The organism is Streptococcus parasanguinis (genome assembly GCF_032163505.1).
Taxonomy (GTDB): Bacteria; Bacillota; Bacilli; order Lactobacillales; family Streptococcaceae; genus Streptococcus; species Streptococcus parasanguinis_V.
This window is the reverse complement of the sequence record NZ_CP134147.1, coordinates 177,689-196,698: the sequence shown is the minus strand read 5'-3', so window position 1 is coordinate 196,698 and position 19,010 is coordinate 177,689. Positions and strand designations below refer to the sequence as shown.

At 43.1% G+C, this 19,010-nt stretch carries 14 protein-coding genes; 3 read left to right on the top strand and 11 right to left on the bottom strand.

Annotated features, from left to right (window positions below):
• Positions 1–164: 164 nt before the first annotated feature.
• From rpoC to pbp1b, 3 genes are all read right to left on the bottom strand, one after another.
• Positions 165–3,818, bottom strand: a complete 3,654-nt coding sequence (rpoC, locus tag RIN70_RS01130) for a DNA-directed RNA polymerase subunit beta' (protein ID WP_313790619.1) — start codon at positions 3,816–3,818, stop codon at positions 165–167.
• A gap of 159 nt (positions 3,819–3,977) precedes the next feature.
• Entirely contained in the window at positions 3,978–7,547 is a 3,570-nt protein-coding gene (gene rpoB, locus RIN70_RS01125) for a DNA-directed RNA polymerase subunit beta (RefSeq protein ID WP_014712771.1), read from the bottom strand.
• A gap of 351 nt (positions 7,548–7,898) precedes the next feature.
• Positions 7,899–10,355: a penicillin-binding protein PBP1B gene (gene pbp1b / locus RIN70_RS01120; protein WP_313790618.1), complete on the bottom strand. Its 2,457-nt coding sequence runs from the start codon at positions 10,353–10,355 to the stop codon at positions 7,899–7,901.
• Positions 10,356–10,537: 182 nt separating this feature from the next.
• Between pbp1b and tyrS the strand changes: the two genes are divergently transcribed.
• Complete coding sequence (gene tyrS, locus RIN70_RS01115; RefSeq protein WP_003004779.1) at positions 10,538–11,794, top strand: tyrosine--tRNA ligase; 1,257 nt, start codon at positions 10,538–10,540, stop codon at positions 11,792–11,794.
• Positions 11,795–11,856: 62 nt separating this feature from the next.
• On the opposite strand, the gene RIN70_RS01110 is transcribed toward tyrS, so the two are convergent.
• The 5 genes from RIN70_RS01110 to RIN70_RS01090 all read right to left on the bottom strand — a co-directional run bounded on the left by RIN70_RS01110 (position 11,857) and on the right by RIN70_RS01090 (position 14,902).
• Positions 11,857–12,270 (bottom strand): DUF3021 domain-containing protein, encoded by a 414-nt coding sequence (locus RIN70_RS01110; protein ID WP_129824442.1) that lies wholly within the window; start codon positions 12,268–12,270, stop codon positions 11,857–11,859.
• Positions 12,271–12,279: 9 nt separating this feature from the next.
• The gene (locus RIN70_RS01105) at positions 12,280–12,735 is read right to left on the bottom strand and encodes a LytTR family DNA-binding domain-containing protein (RefSeq protein WP_049513831.1); all 456 of its coding nucleotides are present in this window, start codon (positions 12,733–12,735) and stop codon (positions 12,280–12,282) included.
• A gap of 18 nt (positions 12,736–12,753) precedes the next feature.
• A complete protein-coding gene (locus tag RIN70_RS01100) occupies positions 12,754–13,596 on the bottom strand; it encodes an ABC transporter permease (RefSeq protein ID WP_129824441.1) in 843 nt (280 codons plus the stop codon).
• Complete coding sequence (locus RIN70_RS01095) at positions 13,596–14,462, bottom strand: ABC transporter ATP-binding protein (protein WP_129824440.1); 867 nt, start codon at positions 14,460–14,462, stop codon at positions 13,596–13,598. The genes RIN70_RS01100 and RIN70_RS01095 overlap by 1 nt, the downstream gene beginning before the upstream one ends.
• Positions 14,463–14,584: 122 nt before the next feature.
• On the bottom strand, positions 14,585–14,902 hold the full coding sequence (locus RIN70_RS01090) for a winged helix-turn-helix transcriptional regulator (RefSeq protein WP_129824439.1): 318 nt from the start codon (positions 14,900–14,902) through the stop codon (positions 14,585–14,587).
• A gap of 87 nt (positions 14,903–14,989) precedes the next feature.
• On the opposite strand from RIN70_RS01090, the gene RIN70_RS01085 reads away from it, so the two are divergent.
• Positions 14,990–15,298: a YciI family protein gene (locus RIN70_RS01085; RefSeq protein ID WP_129824438.1), complete on the top strand. Its 309-nt coding sequence runs from the start codon at positions 14,990–14,992 to the stop codon at positions 15,296–15,298.
• A gap of 107 nt (positions 15,299–15,405) precedes the next feature.
• Positions 15,406–16,260 (top strand): putative RNA methyltransferase, encoded by an 855-nt coding sequence (locus RIN70_RS01080; protein ID WP_313790617.1) that lies wholly within the window; start codon positions 15,406–15,408, stop codon positions 16,258–16,260.
• Between the two features lie 86 nt (positions 16,261–16,346).
• Here RIN70_RS01080 and RIN70_RS01075 read toward each other — a convergent pair whose 3' ends face one another.
• The 3 genes from RIN70_RS01075 to RIN70_RS01065 all read right to left on the bottom strand — a co-directional run bounded on the left by RIN70_RS01075 (position 16,347) and on the right by RIN70_RS01065 (position 19,005).
• Positions 16,347–16,910: an NAD(P)H-dependent oxidoreductase gene (locus RIN70_RS01075; protein ID WP_129824436.1), complete on the bottom strand. Its 564-nt coding sequence runs from the start codon at positions 16,908–16,910 to the stop codon at positions 16,347–16,349.
• Positions 16,910–17,503 carry a TetR/AcrR family transcriptional regulator gene (locus RIN70_RS01070; RefSeq protein WP_129824435.1) on the bottom strand — a complete coding sequence of 198 codons (594 nt, stop codon included), beginning with the start codon at positions 17,501–17,503 and terminating at the stop codon, positions 16,910–16,912. Before RIN70_RS01070 ends, RIN70_RS01075 begins: the two co-directional genes overlap by 1 nt.
• A gap of 197 nt (positions 17,504–17,700) precedes the next feature.
• On the bottom strand, positions 17,701–19,005 hold the full coding sequence (locus RIN70_RS01065) for a response regulator transcription factor (protein WP_129824434.1): 1,305 nt from the start codon (positions 19,003–19,005) through the stop codon (positions 17,701–17,703).
• Between the last annotated feature and the right edge of the window lie 5 nt (positions 19,006–19,010).

Genomic DNA, 19,010 nt, shown 5'->3' with positions numbered 1-19,010 from the left:
CATATCCATATAATCACTAATTGTAAGTATTTACAGCACGACTTCTACCGGGCTAATATTTTTGGTAAAAAAATAAATCAATAATTATACAATTATTTTTCAAATAATAAATTTTTATAATTTTTTCAAAAAAAAGCCGGAACATGTAGTTCCGACTTTTTTTCTTATTCTTCTACGACTTCAGCTGTTTGAACTTCATCGACTGTTCCATCTGTTACTGGCACTTCTTCGATGATTTCAACTTCGTTAATCGCTTGTGGTTCCAAGTTACGGTAACGAGCCATCCCTGTACCTGCAGGAATAATCTTACCAATGATAACATTTTCCTTAAGTCCAAGGAGATGGTCTTTCTTACCACGGATCGCTGCGTCAGTAAGAACACGAGTGGTTTCTTGGAAGGAAGCAGCTGACAAGAAACTGTTGGTTTCAAGAGAGGCTTTGGTGATTCCCATAAGGACTGGACGAGCAGTCGCAGGAACTCCACCAGAGATAAGGACATCCTTATTAGCATCTGTAAAGTCTGTAATGTCCATAAGCGTACCCATGAGAAGGTCTGTATCTCCTGGATCCATGACACGTACTTTACGGATCATTTGACGAACCATTACCTCGATGTGTTTGTCGCCGATTTCTACCCCTTGGCTACGGTATACTTTTTGTACTTCCGCAAGAAGGTAAGTTTCAACCGACAAGACATCACGAACGGCAAGGAGACGTTTTGGTTGGATAGACCCTTCTGTCAGAGCCGCACCACGAGAGACTTGATCTCCTACTTCGACTTTCATGCGGGCAGTGTAAGGGACAACGTATTCACCTTCACCAGTTGCTCCGCTAACAAAGACTTTCTTGGTCCGTGTAGAAGCATCTTCTTCGATCGCTGTGACTTCCCCTTTGACCTCAGTGATGACCGCTTCCCCTTTTGGATTGCGGGCTTCAAAGATTTCTTGGACACGAGGAAGACCTTGAGTGATATCGGTATTTGAGGCAACCCCACCCGTGTGGAAGGTACGCATGGTCAACTGTGTACCAGGTTCCCCGATAGATTGGGCAGCGATGGTTCCGACTGCTTCACCCACTTCAACCGCATCACCAGTCGCCAAGTTGATACCATAACAGTGACGGCAGACACCATGGCGGGTGTTACATGTAAAGACAGAGCGGATAGTGACTTCTTCCACACCAGCATGAACAATTTCACGTGCTAGGTCTTCTGAGATCAAGGTATCTGGACCAACGATGACTTCACCTGTTTCAGGATGTTTAACAGATTTCTTGGTATAACGACCAGTCAAGCGTTCTTCGAGTGGCTCGATCATTTCCTTACCATCAGTAATGGCACGGATCACAAGTCCACGGTCTGTTCCACAGTCATCTTCACGAATAATGACGTCTTGGGCAACGTCAACCAAACGACGAGTCAAGTAACCTGAGTCGGCTGTCTTAAGGGCCGTATCGGTCATCCCTTTACGGGCACCGTGAGTTGAGAAGAACATTTCGAGTACTGACAAACCTTCGCGGAAGTTTGACAGGATTGGCAATTCCATGATCCGTCCGTTTGGAGCGGCCATCAAACCACGCATACCGGCAAGTTGCGAGAAGTTTGAGATGTTACCACGGGCTCCAGAGTCCATCATCATAACGATTGGGTTCTTCGGATCTTGGTTATCCACCAAGCGTTTTTCCAATTTCTCACGGGCTGCACGCCATTCAGCTGTAACAGCATTGTAGCGTTCGTCATCTGTGATCAAACCACGACGGAATTGTTTGGTGATTTGTTCCACACGTTTGTGAGATTCTTCAATGATTTCTGCCTTATCTTCAACGACCGGAATATCGGCAATCCCCACTGTCAAACCAGCAAGGGTTGAGTGATGGTAACCCAAGTCTTTCAAGCGGTCCAAGAAAGCAGATGTTTCGGTTGTACGGAAGCGTTTGAAGATTTCTGCGATGATATTTCCAAGATTTTTCTTCTTGAATGGAACGTTTAATTCCAATTTCTCAATCGCTGCTTTGACATCTTGACCAGGCTCCAAGAAATACTTAGCTGGAACGCCTTCTGTCAAGTTGGCATTATTTGGCTCTTGAAGATATGGAAGCTCTGCAGGCATGATATCGTTAAAGAGGATCTTACCAACAGTTGTCAAGAGAATCTTGTGTTGTTGCGCTTCTGTCCATGGTTTGTTCAAGCTATCTGTCGCAATTCCGACACGTGTATGCAAGTGAACATAGCCATTGCGAAGAGCCATGACCGCTTCATCACGGTCTTTGAAGACCATGCCTTCTCCTTCACGACCAGCTTCTTCCATAGTGAGGTAGTAGTTCCCCAATACCATATCCTGAGATGGCGTAACGACTGGTTTACCATCTTTAGGGTTCAAGATATGCTCAGCAGCCAACATCAAGATACGAGCTTCTGCTTGAGCTTCTTCTGAAAGCGGTACGTGGATGGCCATTTGGTCTCCATCGAAGTCGGCATTGTAGGCTTCACAGACAAGGGGGTGCAAGCGAAGGGCTTTCCCGTCAATCAAGACAGGTTCAAAGGCTTGGATCCCCAAACGGTGAAGGGTCGGTGCGCGGTTCAAGAGAACTGGGTGTTCTTTGATGACTTCTTCCAAGATATCCCAGATACGTTCATCTCCACGTTCGACCAAGCGTTTAGCGGCTTTTACGTTTTGCACGATGTCACGCGCAACGATTTCACGCATGACAAATGGTTTAAAGAGCTCGATGGCCATTTCACGTGGCACACCACATTGGTACATCTTAAGAGTTGGACCAACGGCGATAACGGAACGTCCTGAGAAGTCCACCCGTTTACCGAGCAAGTTTTGACGGAAGCGTCCTTGTTTCCCTTTGAGCATATGGCTCAAAGATTTCAGTGGACGACTACCTGGTCCTGTGATCGGACGACCACGACGACCGTTGTCGATCAAAGCATCAACGGCTTCTTGGAGCATCCGTTTTTCGTTTTGCACGATGATACCAGGGGCATTCAACTCAAGCAAACGTGCCAAACGGTTGTTCCGGTTAATCACACGACGGTAAAGATCATTCAAGTCAGAGGCAGCAAAACGGCCACCATCCAATTGGACCATCGGACGAAGATCTGGTGGAATAACGGGAAGGATGTTGAGAACCATCCATTCTGGCTTGTTGCCAGATTTGTAGAAGGCATCTAAGACATCCAAACGGCGAACTGCCTTCACACGTTTTTGACCAGTTGCAGTCTTCAATTCTTCCTTCAAGACAGCAATTTCAGCTTCCAAATCCACTTGTTTCAAGAGGTCTTGGATCGCTTCTGCCCCCATCTTAGCTACAAAAGAACCTGGTCCGTATTCGCGCAAGCGTTCACGGTATTCACGCTCTGTCATGATGGACTTGTGCTCAAGTGGTGTATCTTTTGGATCGATCACCACGTAAGCTGCGAAGTAGATGACTTCTTCAAGGGCACGAGGACTCATGTCCAAGGTCAACCCCATACGAGAAGGGATGCCTTTGAAGTACCAGATGTGTGACACAGGTGCTTTCAATTCGATGTGTCCCATGCGTTCGCGACGAACCTTGGCACGTGTTACTTCCACACCACAGCGGTCACAAACGATCCCTTTGTAACGGATTCGTTTGTATTTCCCACACGCACATTCCCAGTCTTTTGTAGGTCCAAAGATGACTTCATCAAAGAGACCTTCGCGTTCTGGTTTCAATGTACGGTAGTTGATTGTTTCAGGTTTCTTGACCTCTCCATAAGACCATGAACGGACCTTGCTTGGAGAAGCTAGGGTGATTTGCATACTTTTAAAACGATTTACATCAACCACTATTTCTTACCTTTCCTTGTTTTCATACTTGTTTTATTTGGATACAGCTTAGGTGGAGGAAGAAAGGAAACTTTCTTGCCACCTCCTTGTGTCTGTATCTTGTTATCGAATCATCCTGCTAGAAGCATTGGTTGCTCACAGGACAATCATTTTTACTGATTATTTTTCTGATTCTTCGGCATCAAAGGCTGCTTTTGCTTCCTTTGCTGCTTTTTCGCGTGCTTTTTCAAGGTCATCCACATGAATCACATCATCGTCTTCCCCTTCATCAAGGTCACGAAGTTCCACTTCTTGATCATCTTCGTCCAAGACACGCATGTCAAGACCAAGTGATTGCAATTCTTTGACAAGAACGCGGAAGGATTCTGGTACACCTGGTTTTGGAATTGGTTTACCTTTGGTAATCGCTTCATAAGCTTTCAAACGTCCGTTAACATCATCTGACTTGTATGTCAAGATTTCTTGAAGGACATTTGATGCACCATAAGCCTCAAGGGCCCACACTTCCATTTCCCCGAAACGTTGTCCACCAAACTGAGCTTTCCCTCCGAGTGGTTGTTGGGTAACCATTGAGTATGGTCCGACTGAACGGGCATGGAGTTTATCATCAACCATGTGGTGAAGCTTGATCATGTACATGACACCGACAGAGACACGGTTGTCAAACGGCTCACCAGTACGTCCATCGTAAAGAATCGTCTTGGCATCGCTATCCATACCAGCTTCTTTCACAGTATCCCAGAGATCTTCTGAGCTTGCTCCATCAAAGACTGGTGTTGCGATGTGAATACCCAAGTTACGAGCTGCCATACCAAGGTGAAGTTCCATAACCTGACCGATATTCATACGTGATGGCACCCCAAGAGGGTTCAACATGATATCAACCGGTGTACCGTCTGGAAGGTAAGGCATATCTTCAACTGGAACAATACGAGACACAACCCCTTTGTTTCCGTGACGACCGGCCATCTTATCTCCGACGCGGATCTTGCGTTTTTGTGCAATGTAAACACGAACCAACATGTTGACACCAGATTGTAATTCATCACCGTTTGCACGGGTAAAGATCTTAACATCGCGAACGACTCCATCTCCACCGTGAGGTACACGGAGTGATGTATCACGCACTTCACGAGATTTATCCCCAAAGATAGCGTGAAGGAGACGTTCTTCGGCAGAAAGGTCTTTTTCACCTTTCGGTGTTACCTTACCGACAAGGATATCGCCTTCTTTAACCTCAGCACCAATACGGATAATACCTGTTTCATCCAAGTCACGAAGAGCATCTTCCCCGACGTTTGGAATTTCACGGGTAATTTCTTCAGGGCCTAACTTGGTATCGCGTGTTTCTGATTCGAATTCTTCCAAGTGAACAGATGTGTAGACATCTTCTTTCACCAAGCGTTCGCTCATGATAACAGCATCCTCGAAGTTATACCCTTCCCAAGTCATGTAAGCGACGATTGGGTTTTGACCAAGGGCCATTTCCCCTTTTTCCATCGATGGACCATCAGCGATAAAGTCGCCTTTTTCAACGGTTTCACCAACTTTAACCAGAGTACGTTGGTTGTAAGCTGTACCGGAGTTTGAACGACGGAATTTTTGAACATGGTAGACGTCCAAAGAACCATCTTCCCGACGGACTTCCACCTTATCCGCATCTGCATAGGTAACCTTACCACCATGTTGTGCAATAACTGCAGCACCTGAGTCATGGGCTGCTTGGTATTCCATACCAGTACCCACATAAGGGGCTTTTGGATCAATCAATGGAACAGCCTGACGTTGCATGTTGGCACCCATGAGGGCACGGTTGGAGTCATCGTTTTCCAAGAAAGGAATACATGCTGTCGCAACGGCAACTACTTGTTTTGGAGACACGTCCATGTAGTCGACTTGATCAGATGGGAACTCTTGGTTGTTACCACGGTGACGTCCCATAACGATCGGCTCAGCAAAGCCACCCTTTTCGTTCAACTTAGAGTTGGCCTGCGCGACGATGTACTCATCTTCTTCATCGGCTGTCAACCAAACGATTTCGTTGGTCACTACACCTTTTTCACGATCCACTTTCCGGTATGGCGTTTGGATGAAACCATATTTGTTCAAGTGTCCGTATGAAGACAAGTTGTTGATCAAACCGATGTTTGGTCCTTCAGGTGTTTCGATTGGACACATACGACCATAGTGGGTATAGTGCACGTCACGCACTTCATATCCGGCACGGTCACGTGTCAAACCACCAGGCCCTAAGGCAGACAAACGACGTTTGTGAGACAACTCAGAAAGTGGGTTGTGTTGGTCCATGAACTGGGACAACTGTGAAGACCCAAAGAATTCTTTGATCGCTGCAGTTACGGGACGAATGTTAATAATTTGTTGTGGTGTCAAGACATCGTTATCTTGTACAGACATCCGTTCGCGAACGTTTCGTTCCATCCGTGAAAGTCCAAGACGCACTTGATTGGCAAGCAATTCACCAACGGCACGAATCCGACGGTTTCCAAGGTGGTCGATATCATCTACACGGCCAAGTCCTTCTGCAAGGTTCAAGAAATAGCTCATCTCTGCCAAGATATCTGCTGGAGTTACAATGCGTACTTTGTCAGATGGATTCGCATTCCCGATGATGGTGACAACACGGTCTGGATCTGTTGGAGCGACAACTTTGAATTTTTGCAATTCAACCGGTTCTGTCAAAACAGCAGCATCATTTGGAATGTAGGTGATTTTGTTCAAACCATTATCCAATTGTTCTGAGATGCTGTCGATGACATCGCGCGTCATGACAGTACCAGCTTCTACAAGGATTTCTCCTGTTTCAGCATCCACCAATGGTTCTGCGATTGTTTGATTCAACAAGCGGTTCTTGATATTGAGTTTCTTGTTGATCTTGTAGCGACCAACTGGTGCCAAGTCATAACGACGTGGATCAAAGAAACGGGCTACCAACAAGCTACGTGAGCTTTCCGCTGTTTTTGGTTCACCTGGACGAAGACGCTCGTAGATTTCTTTGAGGGCTTCATCTGTCCGCGAATCCATTGGATTTTTGTGAATATCTTTTTCGATGGTGTTGCGAACCAATTCGCTGTCCCCAAAGATATCGATAATTTCATCATCTCCAGAGAATCCAAGAGCACGCACAAGCGTTGTAAATGGAATTTTACGTGTGCGGTCGATGCGCGTGTAGGCGATGTCTTTTGAGTCAGTTTCAAGCTCTAACCAAGCTCCACGGTTAGGGATAACTGTTGATCCATAGCCAATCTTACCATTCTTGTCCACCTTATCATTGAAGTAGACACCTGGTGAGCGGACCAACTGAGATACGATAATCCGTTCTCCACCATTGATGATGAAGGTTCCCATTTCAGTCATGATTGGGAAATCACCAAAGAAAACTTCTTGGGTCTTGATTTCACCTGTTTCTTTGTTGACCAAACGGAAGGTCACAAAGATTGGTGCTGAGTAGCTGGCATCGTGAATGCGCGCTTCTTCAAGCGAATACTTGGGTTCGCGGATTTCATAACCCACAAATTCCAATTCCATTGTATCCGTGAAGTTTGAGATTGGAAGCACATCTTCAAATACTTCCTTCAAGCCATGATCCAAGAAATCTTTGAATGAGTCTGTCTGGATTTCAATCAAGTTTGGTAAATCAAGAACCTCTTTGATTCTTGAAAAACTACGACGGGTCCGATGTTTCCCGTATTGAACGTCATGTCCTGCCAAAGTTTTTAGCTCCTTTTTCTATACTAGGATAGCTTGGTAACATCACTCCTACCACCTATCCGGTTTTAACTACAATTTTGTGATTTGCATCACGTGAAGAACTGTCTCTTCACCTTATTCGTCGCTTTTTGTAATTTTTAGAAAAATTAAATTTGTGTAACAAACTAGGGTTTTCCTGAAAAATAGGCACAAAAAGAGCAGCTAAATCGACTTATTCAAGTAAGATTTAACTGCTGTAAGCTCTTATTTGGACAATATTTCAAATAAAGCACACGACAAATTAGTTATCACTATTATATCGTTTTTTGCTCCAAAAATCAAGGCTTTCTCTAGTTTTTCTACTGGATCAGACTAGCGTCGATTGCCGCGATTGGAACTATTTCGATTTGAACTATTGCTTGATGAACTATTGGTTGTCGAATTGTTCTTATTATTGGACTGATTTCCACTGCTATTACCGAGAATCGCTGCCCAAGCACTTTGGTAATCGCTATCCGATCCCCCGATGGCAAAGCGGTATTGAGTGGTTGGCGCTCCGTTTTTGGCCCAAAGGCTCGTCACCATTTGACCGCTCACATCGATATCCCGGCCATTGACATTGACGCGACCCGGTCTTTCACCAGTCGATTTGAGCACTTCAGAGCGGATCACACTCTTATCGAGAGTGAATTTATCCTGAATTCCGAAGAGACTTGGATCTGCTTGGTAGATCGCATTTGCCAACTGCGCCATGTATTGGGCATTGTTGTTGTATCCAGTCAAGGTCTGCATAGAAGCATTGTTGTCATGGCCAATCCAACCTCCTAAAGAAACATTAGGGGTGGACAGCATGAGCCACATATCCCCATTTGAGTTAGTGGTACCGGTTTTTCCAATCCAGTCAGCACCTGCCAGCGTTGGATTGACTTGGCTAATCCGTGACTTAAAGGTCGTTGTAGCACCAGACGTAATAACCCCGCGCAAGAGATCCTGCATAATCGTTGCCGTCGCTGGAGAGTAAACACGAACAGGATCTGCCTCGTGCTTGTATACTACATCCCCATCTCGATCAATGATTTGCTCTACCATGTAGCGTTTGAGGTAGTTCCCATTGTTAGCAATGGTTTGGAAACCATTGGTATGTTGGGCAACAGTGACCTCAATTCCTCCCCCCATTGGCAGACTCTCAATGCCATATTCAGGGATATCATAGCCCATTTTCTTCATGTAGGATGGGACATCCACACCCTTTTCACGAAGGGTCCGGTAAGTCCAGTAAGCTGGAATATTCCATGAGGTATTGAGGGCCTCACGGAGATCCATCATGCCTGTCCCTCGGCTATCCACGTGCATGATTGGCTCACCACTTGAGAAATTAGTCGGGTAGTTAGAAAGGATGCTATTGCTTCCCATCAAGCCTTGGTCGATGGCAATACCATAGGCCAACAGTGGCTTGATAGTAGATCCTGGGGAACGTTCTGTATCAAAGGCATGGTTGTTTTGGTTACCATCAAAATTCCGACCACCGATAAATCCTAAAACAGCACCCGTTCGGTTGTCCATCAGGACATTCCCAACTTCTACCAGTCCCGTTCCATCATCCAAGACGCTTCCAAAATTCGCGACTGCAGCCTGCATCGCATTGTGAACCGGTTTGTTAATAGTGGTTTGGATAGTGTAACCACCTTCGCGCAACTCACTCTCAGCTAATTCTTGATAAGCCTTGACGGTTTCATTATTTTTCAGGTCTTGCTTGGTGACATTGTCTCGCTTGATCAAGTAATCATACATGGCCTCTTTTGCTTCTTCCATTGCTTGGAAGTAGAGGTAGTCATGCGGTGTTTTCTCGATGCCATCTGGAGCAATGAAGTCTTTGGTCAAGTCGTACTGAGCATAGGTTTCGTAGTCTTTTTTCGATAAGGCTCCCGTCCGGTACATATTGAACAAAACATCTTTGGCACGCGCCAAACCTAACTCGAGATTCTCCTTGCTCTTTAGGCTTCCGTCTGCAGCATAAGGTGAGTAGACAATCGGACTCTGTGGCAAGCCAGCGATAAAGGCTGCTTGTGGAACAGACAAGTCTTTCGCAGAGACGCCAAAGATCCCTTGAGCTGCGGCTTCCACACCTGCAATATTTTGTCCCCGATTGTTTCGTCCAAAAGGCGAGACGTTTAAGTAGGTGGTTAGGATTTCGTTTTTATCCATTCCCCTCTCTAAAGCTAGAGCATCGACAATCTCTGTCGCCTTACGAGTAAAGGTTGGAGCATCTCCTACGACTTGCTGTTTGATCAACTGCTGGGTTAAGGTCGATCCCCCACTAGAGGAACCGACACCGGCTACAGATCCAAGCGTCGCCCGAAGAACAGCTTTGGGTACAACCCCCTTGTGGCTTTCAAAGTTCTCATCCTCAGTAGCGATCACAGCCTTTTTGACATTGTCGGAAATGGCATCTCCAGCTACCGGCGTGCGGATCAAATCACTGTCCACTTCTGCAATCAGGCTCTTATCGGAATAGGTCAGTTTTGAAACACTGCTGACATTGCGAACCTGCTGGACTAGTTCTTCTGTCTTTGGAACCTTAACATTGCTAAAGAGGCTTGCTGCATAACCAATCCCGATCCCTGCGCCAAATAAAAAGAGGCACACAAATAAGGCGATCATCACATCCCACAAGAGTTTGAGCGTCCTCAAAAAGGTCGCAAAAATATCGCCGACAGACCAGCCACTTTCTTCATTTTTTTCCTTATTCGGAGTTTCTGTATACATCTTTGCAAAGAATTTTTGGACTTTCTTCCAAAACTCTTGCAGCTTCTCTTTTAATTGATTCACTGATTCTTTCTCCTTGTTCCCTATATTATAGCAGATTAGCCCCTTTGTTTTCAATCACAAGAGCGTAGAAATCCTCGTTCAATCTTCTTGAGTAAGGACAAGAAAATGACGGAAAGCATTGCCATTTCCGTGGTTTATGGTAGAATAGAGAAATGAATAAACTTATAAAGGAGAAAAGACACATGCACATTTTTGATGAGCTAAAAGAGCGTGGTTTGGTATTTCAAACGACGGATGAAGAAGCCTTGCGCAAAGCACTGGAAGAAGGTCAGGTTTCTTATTATACTGGTTATGATCCAACTGCTGACAGCCTTCACCTTGGTCACTTGGTTGCCATCTTAACGAGCCGTCGCCTTCAACTAGCAGGCCACAAACCTTACGCGCTCGTTGGCGGTGCGACTGGTCTCATTGGAGATCCGTCCTTCAAAGATGCTGAGCGTAGTCTCCAAACAAAAGAAACTGTTCAAGAATGGGTTCGCTCCATTCAAGGGCAATTGTCTCGTTTCCTCGATTTTGAAAATGGTGACAACAAAGCCGAAATGGTCAACAACTACGATTGGTTCGGAAGCATTAGCTTTATTGACTTCCTTCGAGATGTTGGAAAATACTTTACGGTCAATGCTATGATGAGTAAAGAATCTGTTAAAAAACGGATTGAGACAGGGATTTCTTACACAGAGTTTGCCTACCAAATCATGCAAGGCTACGACTTCTACGTCCTCAACCAAGAACACAATGTCACCCTTCAAATCGGTGGATCTGACCAATGGGGAAACATGACAGCTGGTACTGAGTTGATGCGTCGTAAGGCAGATAAAACTGGTCATGTTATGACTGTGCCTTTGATCACAGATGCAACTGGTAAGAAATTCGGTAAATCAGAAGGCAATGCCGTCTGGCTCAATGCAGACAAAACATCTCCATACGAAATGTACCAATTCTGGATGAATGTGATGGACGCCGACGCTGTGCGCTTCTTGAAGATCTTCACTTTCTTGTCACTGGACGAGATCGAAGAGATCCGTAAGCAGTTTGAGGCTGCTCCTCATGAACGTTTGGCTCAAAAGATCTTGGCGCGTGAAGTGGTCACCCTCGTTCACGGTGAAGAAGCTTACAAGGAAGCCCTCAACATCACGGAACAACTCTTTGCAGGAAACATCAAAAACCTTTCTGTCAAAGAACTCAAACAAGGCCTTCGTGGTGTGCCAAACTACCAGGTCCAAGCAGAAGACAACCTCAACATTGTAGAACTCTTGGTCACAGCTGGTGTAGTGAATTCTAAACGCCAAGCCCGCGAAGATGTTCAAAATGGAGCGATCTACGTCAATGGCGAACGCATCCAAGACCTTGACTATGTCTTGAGCGATAGCGATAAATTAGAAAATGAATTGACCGTTATCCGTCGCGGTAAGAAAAAATACTTTGTTTTGACTTATTAAGAAAGTAAAACCACGAAGTTTCGTATGAACTTCGTGGTTTTCTTATACACTTTTTTCTGAGACTATTTCCCTTTTCTGCGATGCAACAAAGCTTGGTTGATTCGTTGAGTTTTTTTATGGAGTTGCCAAATCTGGTACAGCCAGATCAGGCCGTAAATGGCTAGAAAGATCAACCAAGGAATCGGGCTCCGTAAGGCTGTCCCCCAGCCAAAAAACAAGTAGGTTAATGCTAAGATGGCAGCTGTCACAACTAAATGCAAAGCCACACGCAAACTATAGGTCAAAAACTCTTCTTCCTCAAGAATGAAGGTCAAGATGCCCATTGTCCCACTCATCAAAAATATCGCTAGGATGTTGCGGACATTTACAGCGGGATAGACGATGTTGGGATAGACATGGGATAATAACACCAAACACAAATAAAAGAAGGATCCTGTCCTCATACCAGATACAAAATAAGCTATAACTCGTTTCATCACTTTCTCCTATACCCCTAAATAATCCATCAAGGATTTGACATATTTCCGACTGACACTTGATTTTACTCCACGTGTCAGTTTAGCCATCATATTGCCTGAAAAACTATCCGATAGCGATTCTAAATGGTCGATATTCATCACAGCGTGGCGTGATATCTGTAAAAAATTACGACGATTAATCCGATGTTGAAAATTTATCAAAGTATCTCTGATGGTGAACGTTTTGTCTGTCGTATAAATGGTGAGCTGATTCTTATCAATCTCAGCTAGAATAATGTCATCAATTTTCACCATGATCAAATGATCATCTGTTTTGATAGGGATCACTACTTGATTCACTGTCGAAAATTGTTCGAGATACTCCATCACCTCTCGTGCTTGATCAGATAATTGCTTGGCTTGAATGACCACACAGGGGTCGTTTTCTGGGATATCTTGTTTTTCCTCAAAACGAATCTTCATTCCTACTCCAATTCTCACTTACTTTCTTTTACTCGATCTTTTTGCCAAGGAAATCCAAATCCCCAAAGCTAGAAGAATACCTCCTAACACTATAAGGTATGTTTGTTCCTTTGTCAATAAAGTTTGCCATTTGAGCTGAACACCCATTTTTTCTTGAAACTCTTGAAGAAGCTTATCTTGACCTTTAAAGGTCTCACTTAATGCTTCTTTCATGAGGACTTGTCGATAAAGTGCAGCAATATAAGTAGCTGGGGTACATTTCATTAGTAGTTGAGCAAAATTAGGTAGAACCCCCAAAGGAACATAAGTCCCTACCAAAAAACCAGAAGCTGTACCCACTATGGTCGAAAACTTCCCAAGACTGTCTACTGATTGGAAAAAATAAACAAAAATGACGTTCACTAAGCTAGAAAGTAGGCTACTAAGGAGCATAATGAGGAGCACTTCAGGTAATAGAGATAAGGTTGGAACTTCTCTAAAATAGCCACACATCAGCACATACATAAGGATCTGCATGGAAAAAGAAATGATGATTGCACTCGTTAGATACGAAAATGCTAACCGCCACTTTCCTTGATCCGATAAATAAAGATCCTGATCTACTTGATGTTCACGGTCCTTTACTAACTGAGTCAGGGCAGCCAGACTTGTCGTAATCCCTGTCACAGCCAGCGTCCCACTCATTAACCAATTATTTAACATAGGAGCACTATTGGGAAGCTGAGCCCAGGCATCTGTTAGATTTTTTTGAAGAAAAATAATATAGAGAATAAAGGAAATCAAGGCTCCCAACAAGGAGAAGAAAACACCTGAACGATTCCTAAAATACAATAAAAAATTTCGCTTTAGTAAGGCTAGCATTAGCGAACCTCCCTTCCTGTTAGTGCAATAAAGGCATCATCCATAGTCCCTGGACGAAACTCAAAATGGGCTAATTTATCTCTAACTTGTACCAGGTAATCAATGGCTTCCCTTTCACTCTCGGGTTGAAGAACATACTCCAATTGACTTTGTTGCTCTACTGACATTCCCGAAGATTTGAGACTTTCTATCTGCTGTCTCTCCTTGAAACGAATCTTTAAGATATTAGTAGCATACTGGCTTTTAATATCTAGTGCCGATCCTTGAGCAATCACTTTCCCATGGTCTACAATATAAATTTGATCAGCTTCATCTGCTTCGTCAAGATAATGTGTGGTCAATACAACAGTCATTCCCTCTTCTCTCTGCAATTGATAGAGCAAATCCCAAATAGACTTCCGGGTTTGAATGTCTAAACCTGTCGTTGGCTCATCTAAGAACAGAAGATCTGGGCCGTGCAGTAGAGCACGCGCAATGTCAACCCGACGCTTTTGGCCGCCTGAAAGCGTCCCATATTTCTGCTTTTGGAAAGCTGACAGGCCTAGTCGATCAATAAGATCAGACACACGATTTGGTTTTAGGCCTTTGTACTGTCTGGCACGAATGGTCAGATTTTCCCTAACCGTCAGCATCTCATCTAAAACACTGGTTTGGAAGACCACACCAATTTTAGTACCGGGTTCATAAATAATGTCGCCTTGCGTTGGTTGTTTCAAACCAATCAACATGGAAATCGTCGTTGATTTCCCCGCCCCATTTGGTCCTAGAATCGCATTAAACGTTCCCTTTTCAAACTGTAGGTGAATATGATCAACCGCTAGATGATTTCCATACCGTTTACTGATGTTTTTAGCTTGTAATATCATGTTCTCTCTCCTTTTTGACAATATCAGTCTAGCAAAAAAGCCGTTTAAAAAACGGCCTTTTGGGATAAGCGGTCAAAATGAGAACCTAAGTGGCAAGATGAAAGTGACAAAAAGAAGAAAATTTAATGCAACCATTCTTTTCCCCATTGATTCAAGTCCTTTAAAATCGGCATCAGTGATTTCCCTTTTTCTGTCAGCTCATATCCTGTATGAAGAGGCAGAGACTCATAATCATATTTCTCAATCAATTGGAGCTCTATTAAAACATCTAATCCACGTGTCAAACTGATAGTTGTAATCCCTTCAACTTCTCTTCTCAATTGATTGAAACGAACTTTCTTATGCTTGTTTATAACCCATAATATATTCATCCTCCATTTCCCACCAACCACATCTAAGACTCGAGACATACTACAGTTCCAATTTTTATTTGTTAACATTTTTTCTCCTTACAAAAATGTGCCTACTATTCAGGTAGTTTGTAAAGTATTATAATCTATTTATCATTTATTTTAAAGGAGTCACTTATGTTTATTGTAAATCTTACCTATATCAAGCCCCTTGATGAAGTTGAAAAATTCTTAGAAAAACACATAGATTTTTTAAATCAGTATTATACAGAAGGTCATTTTATCGCATCTGGAAGAAAAAATCCAAGGACCGGCGGTATCATTCTCATGAGAGCAAAAAATAAAGATGCTGTCCAAGAAATCATTGCACACGATCCATTCTATCAAAATAAGATTGCTCAATATGAGATCATTGAATTTGAGACAAGTAAATATTGTCCAGAATTGAAAACCGTCCTGAACAATCCAGTGGACAAAATTAGATAAAGAAACTCAAGGTCCACTCAATTCCGCGTAGAACCGTTAAAAAAGTGTGACTTAGTCCCATTAAAGCATCAGTTGCTATCTAGAGGCTCTTTTGTTACACTACTAATATGAATACACCGATCAAACCAAAATTACAACGATTTCAAACAGCCACTGCCTTTGCCTGTCCCATCTGTCAATTGGACCTAGAACTTGTGGGTACTAGTTTTAAATGTCCCAAGGCCCATTCCTTTGATTTGGCGAAATTTGGCTATGTTAACCTGGCTCCCCAGAACAAGCAATCAAAGGACTATGACAAAGAAAATTTCCAAAATCGCCAGCTGATCTTAGAAGCAGGGTTTTATGAGCCGATTCTAACAGCGATCGGACAAAAAATTCCGACTTGTGATGGCAAGATTCTAGATATCGGTTGCGGAGAAGGTTATTACTCCCGAAAACTACAAGAAGCTTATCCCCAAGCTACTTTCTATGCATTTGATCTTTCAAAGGAATCCGTACAACTAGCTGCCAAGAGTGATGCTAGCTGGAAGGTCAATTGGTTTGTAGGAGATTTGGCTCATTTACCCATTCAATCTAAGAGTATGGAGGTCATTTTGGACATCTTCTCCCCGGCTAATTACGCTGAATTTGAACGTGTCTTAAAGACAGAAGGGGTGATCATTAAGGTCGTCCCAACCTCTTCTCATCTAAAAGAAATTCGTCAGTTGGCCCAAGATCAATTGACCAAGCAATCTTACTCCAACCAGGAAATTTTGGAGCATTTTGAAGACCACTGCCAGTTCCTCTCATCCGAAACGGTCAGCCTTACCAAGAGTTTAACTCCTGAAGAACGCCAGGCGTTCCTCGCCATGACCCCCCTTCTATTTCACGTTGACCAAGAAAAAATCGACTGGAGCCAACTTACAGAAATCACCATCGAAGCTGAGCTGCTGGTTGGGAAAATCAAGATACAAAGGACTTAAAATACAAAGTAAAAAGGCTGAGACAAATCGTCTCAGCCTTTTTACTCATCTTCTGTATGCTCTGTCATGACTTGTAACGCACGTTTTTATATCCTTTTGGCTATCTGTACGATTTTTTCGAGTTCTTCTTTCCGTTGACGATCACTCATATACTCCACTCGTGTAACTTGTGTCATTTTAACCGGTTTAATACCACAGGGTTTCAAGATTTGAGATTTTAGAACCTTTGCGTAGTCTTGAGAAAAAGGAAGAAAAATTTTTGGCGTATTATGCGTCGTAATGATCCACGCTTTTCCATCTAGTTGCCCCACCGGACCTCGAGGTCCATTCTGATAAGCAAAACCTGCAACAAAAACACGATCAATAAAACCTTTTAAAATAGCTGGCATTCCACTCCACCAAGTAGGGAAAATAAAAATCAACTGATCCGCCCAACTCAATAAATCTCTATATGGTTTCATATCTTCATTATGCTGTAAATCTCTCCTTTTATGCCTTTCATCAAAACGTAAAACCGGATCAAAGTTTTCTTTATATAAGTCTACTATTTTAACTCTATGCTCTGGTGCTAAATGCTTTTGCACAGTTTGAAGGATTGATGCATTATAACTTGTTTCATTCGGATGTGAATAGATTATTAAAACATTCATCAGCTATCTCCTTTTATATAAATATCAAGCATCGTTCTGACGGTCTTTTGAACATCATTTTCTTTAAAGCTTTCTCCAACAGGACTCCTTACCAATAGAGCCAAACCAGCAATAAAACTCCAAAAATGGATCAAAATTTCTGCGTCACCACTAGAAAGATTTTCCTCATCTTTAAGTCTTAACGCTACCGACTTAAAATGTTCAAATCCTGGTAAAGAGGAGTTGACTGAAATAGTTTCCTGGAACAACTCCATATAGTTATATGGAAATTTGATAAATAATGCTTCAAATAGATAGGTTTCCTCTTGGGCAAACCTTACAAAGTTACAGCCCATCAGAGTTAGTTGAGTTATTGCATCTATGGAAGTATCAATTCCAAGTATCATATTTTTCAAAAAGAACATTGATAAGTGTTCCATAACAACTTGAATATATCTATCTTTACTTCCAAAATGCTTATAGGGAGCTCCATGAGTCACCCCACATTTTTGAGCTATTGTACGCATAGACATCCGGTCAATCCCGTTAGTTCTGATTTCTTCAATGCCGACCGAAATTAACTTTTCTTTCAGTTCTTCCGTATTCCGTTTCATTTGACCACCTTCCCTTATCGAAGTATACGTTGTCTACTTTTTATAAAGTATACACCGTCTACTTATTTTTGTCAAATAAAAAAATACTCAAAACTTAGCTTTAGAGTCCCTAACCTTCTGTTATGTACTCTCCTAAGGAAAGTTTCTAAGAAGATTTTATCTTCAATTAAAAGGCTGAGACGATTTGTCTCAGCCTTTTACTCATCTTCTGTATGCTCTGTCATGACTTGTAAGCGATAAGTTTTAGGCGATTTTCCACAGAGTTTGCGAAAAACCTTGTAGAAATAGCCAACATTACTGTAACCGACCTTGTAGCAGATATCTTCAATACTATCATTGGTCGATAAGAGGAGCTGCTGGGCAGCCTTAATCCGCTGTTTGTTGAGGAGTTCTGCGAACGTTGCATTGGTTTCTCGTTTAATCAATTGGCCTAAATAGACTGGATTGATAAAGAGAGCCTGACTGATGTCCTTGAGCGACAGCTCTTTTTGGTAATCACGGCTAATCACTTGGAGGACACTCGCTACATTTTCGTTCATCCGATAGTGGGATAAGAAACGGGACAATTCTTCCTGGATAAAGCTAATCATCTCTCTAAAGGTAGCAGCTTCTTGGACTTTCTTGACCACATCGGCCAAATCATCTCCTTGTAGGTATTCAAACAAATGAAAGACATCCATCAAAAATTGGATAAAGAGTTGCTTGGTCAGCGAAACCTTGGGTGTCTTCTCAAGGATCATTTTTTCCAACCAGTCCAGTTCTTCTAAGATCTGTTGGATATTTCCTTGCATGATCACCCGGTAGGCCGGCTCGTAGTAATGGAAGACCTCTTCATCTTGATTGAGAGGGGTCGCTCCATAAAAGAGACTCCGCTCCACTAGGTCCTTAAATTGATGAAAGTGCTCCTTATAAGGTGGCTCAAAGGCCTTCTCAATCATGGCTTCTTCTTCTTGATCTGAGATAAAGAGTTGAAGATTTTGCCCGAGAACTTGGTAAGACGAGCTGATAAAACCTTTTTTCTCCTTAGCAATCCCAATCCACAGTGAATTCCGGCCTGCGATATACCGACAAAACTCTTCCTCAGAGATGTCATCGTGAATCAAGCGGTTGGCCAACTCTTGGCTTGGTTGCTGGATTTGGTGCTGGATTTTTTCTAGGATATTGCCCATCTCCACCTTATTGACCGGTTTGAGCAGGTAGTCTGCCACGCGCAAATTGAGGGCTGTTTTGACATATTCAAAATCCTGATAGCCTGACATAATGATAAAAGCAGCATCTGGCATCAAATCCTTCATCTCAGCAATCATCTGAAGTCCGGTCTTTCCAGGCATATTGACATCCGTGATCACCACATCCACCGGATGTTCTCGCACATAATCAAGGGCCTGGTCTGCATCTTCAGCAGTTGCGACCACTTCCATATTCCAGTGGTCAAAGGGGATTAATTTTTTTAACCCTTCTGTAATCATATACTCATCGTCTACTAATAAGACTTTGTACATTCTGT

Bases quoted from the DNA above. Each gene is read 5' to 3' on its own strand.
- tyrS (WP_003004779.1), top strand. From the start codon at position 10,538: ATGCACATTTTTGATGAGCTAAAAGAGCGTGGTTTGGTATTTCAAACG.
- RIN70_RS01110 (WP_129824442.1), bottom strand. From the start codon at position 12,270: ATGAAACGAGTTATAGCTTATTTTGTATCTGGTATGAGGACAGGATCC.
- RIN70_RS01105 (WP_049513831.1), bottom strand. From the start codon at position 12,735: ATGAAGATTCGTTTTGAGGAAAAACAAGATATCCCAGAAAACGACCCC.
- RIN70_RS01100 (WP_129824441.1), bottom strand. From the start codon at position 13,596: ATGCTAGCCTTACTAAAGCGAAATTTTTTATTGTATTTTAGGAATCGT.
- RIN70_RS01095 (WP_129824440.1), bottom strand. From the start codon at position 14,462: ATGATATTACAAGCTAAAAACATCAGTAAACGGTATGGAAATCATCTA.
- RIN70_RS01090 (WP_129824439.1), bottom strand. From the start codon at position 14,902: ATGTTAACAAATAAAAATTGGAACTGTAGTATGTCTCGAGTCTTAGAT.
- RIN70_RS01085 (WP_129824438.1), top strand. From the start codon at position 14,990: ATGTTTATTGTAAATCTTACCTATATCAAGCCCCTTGATGAAGTTGAA.
- RIN70_RS01080 (WP_313790617.1), top strand. From the start codon at position 15,406: ATGAATACACCGATCAAACCAAAATTACAACGATTTCAAACAGCCACT.
- RIN70_RS01075 (WP_129824436.1), bottom strand. From the start codon at position 16,910: ATGAATGTTTTAATAATCTATTCACATCCGAATGAAACAAGTTATAAT.
- RIN70_RS01070 (WP_129824435.1), bottom strand. From the start codon at position 17,503: ATGAAACGGAATACGGAAGAACTGAAAGAAAAGTTAATTTCGGTCGGC.
- RIN70_RS01065 (WP_129824434.1), bottom strand. From the start codon at position 19,005: ATGTACAAAGTCTTATTAGTAGACGATGAGTATATGATTACAGAAGGG.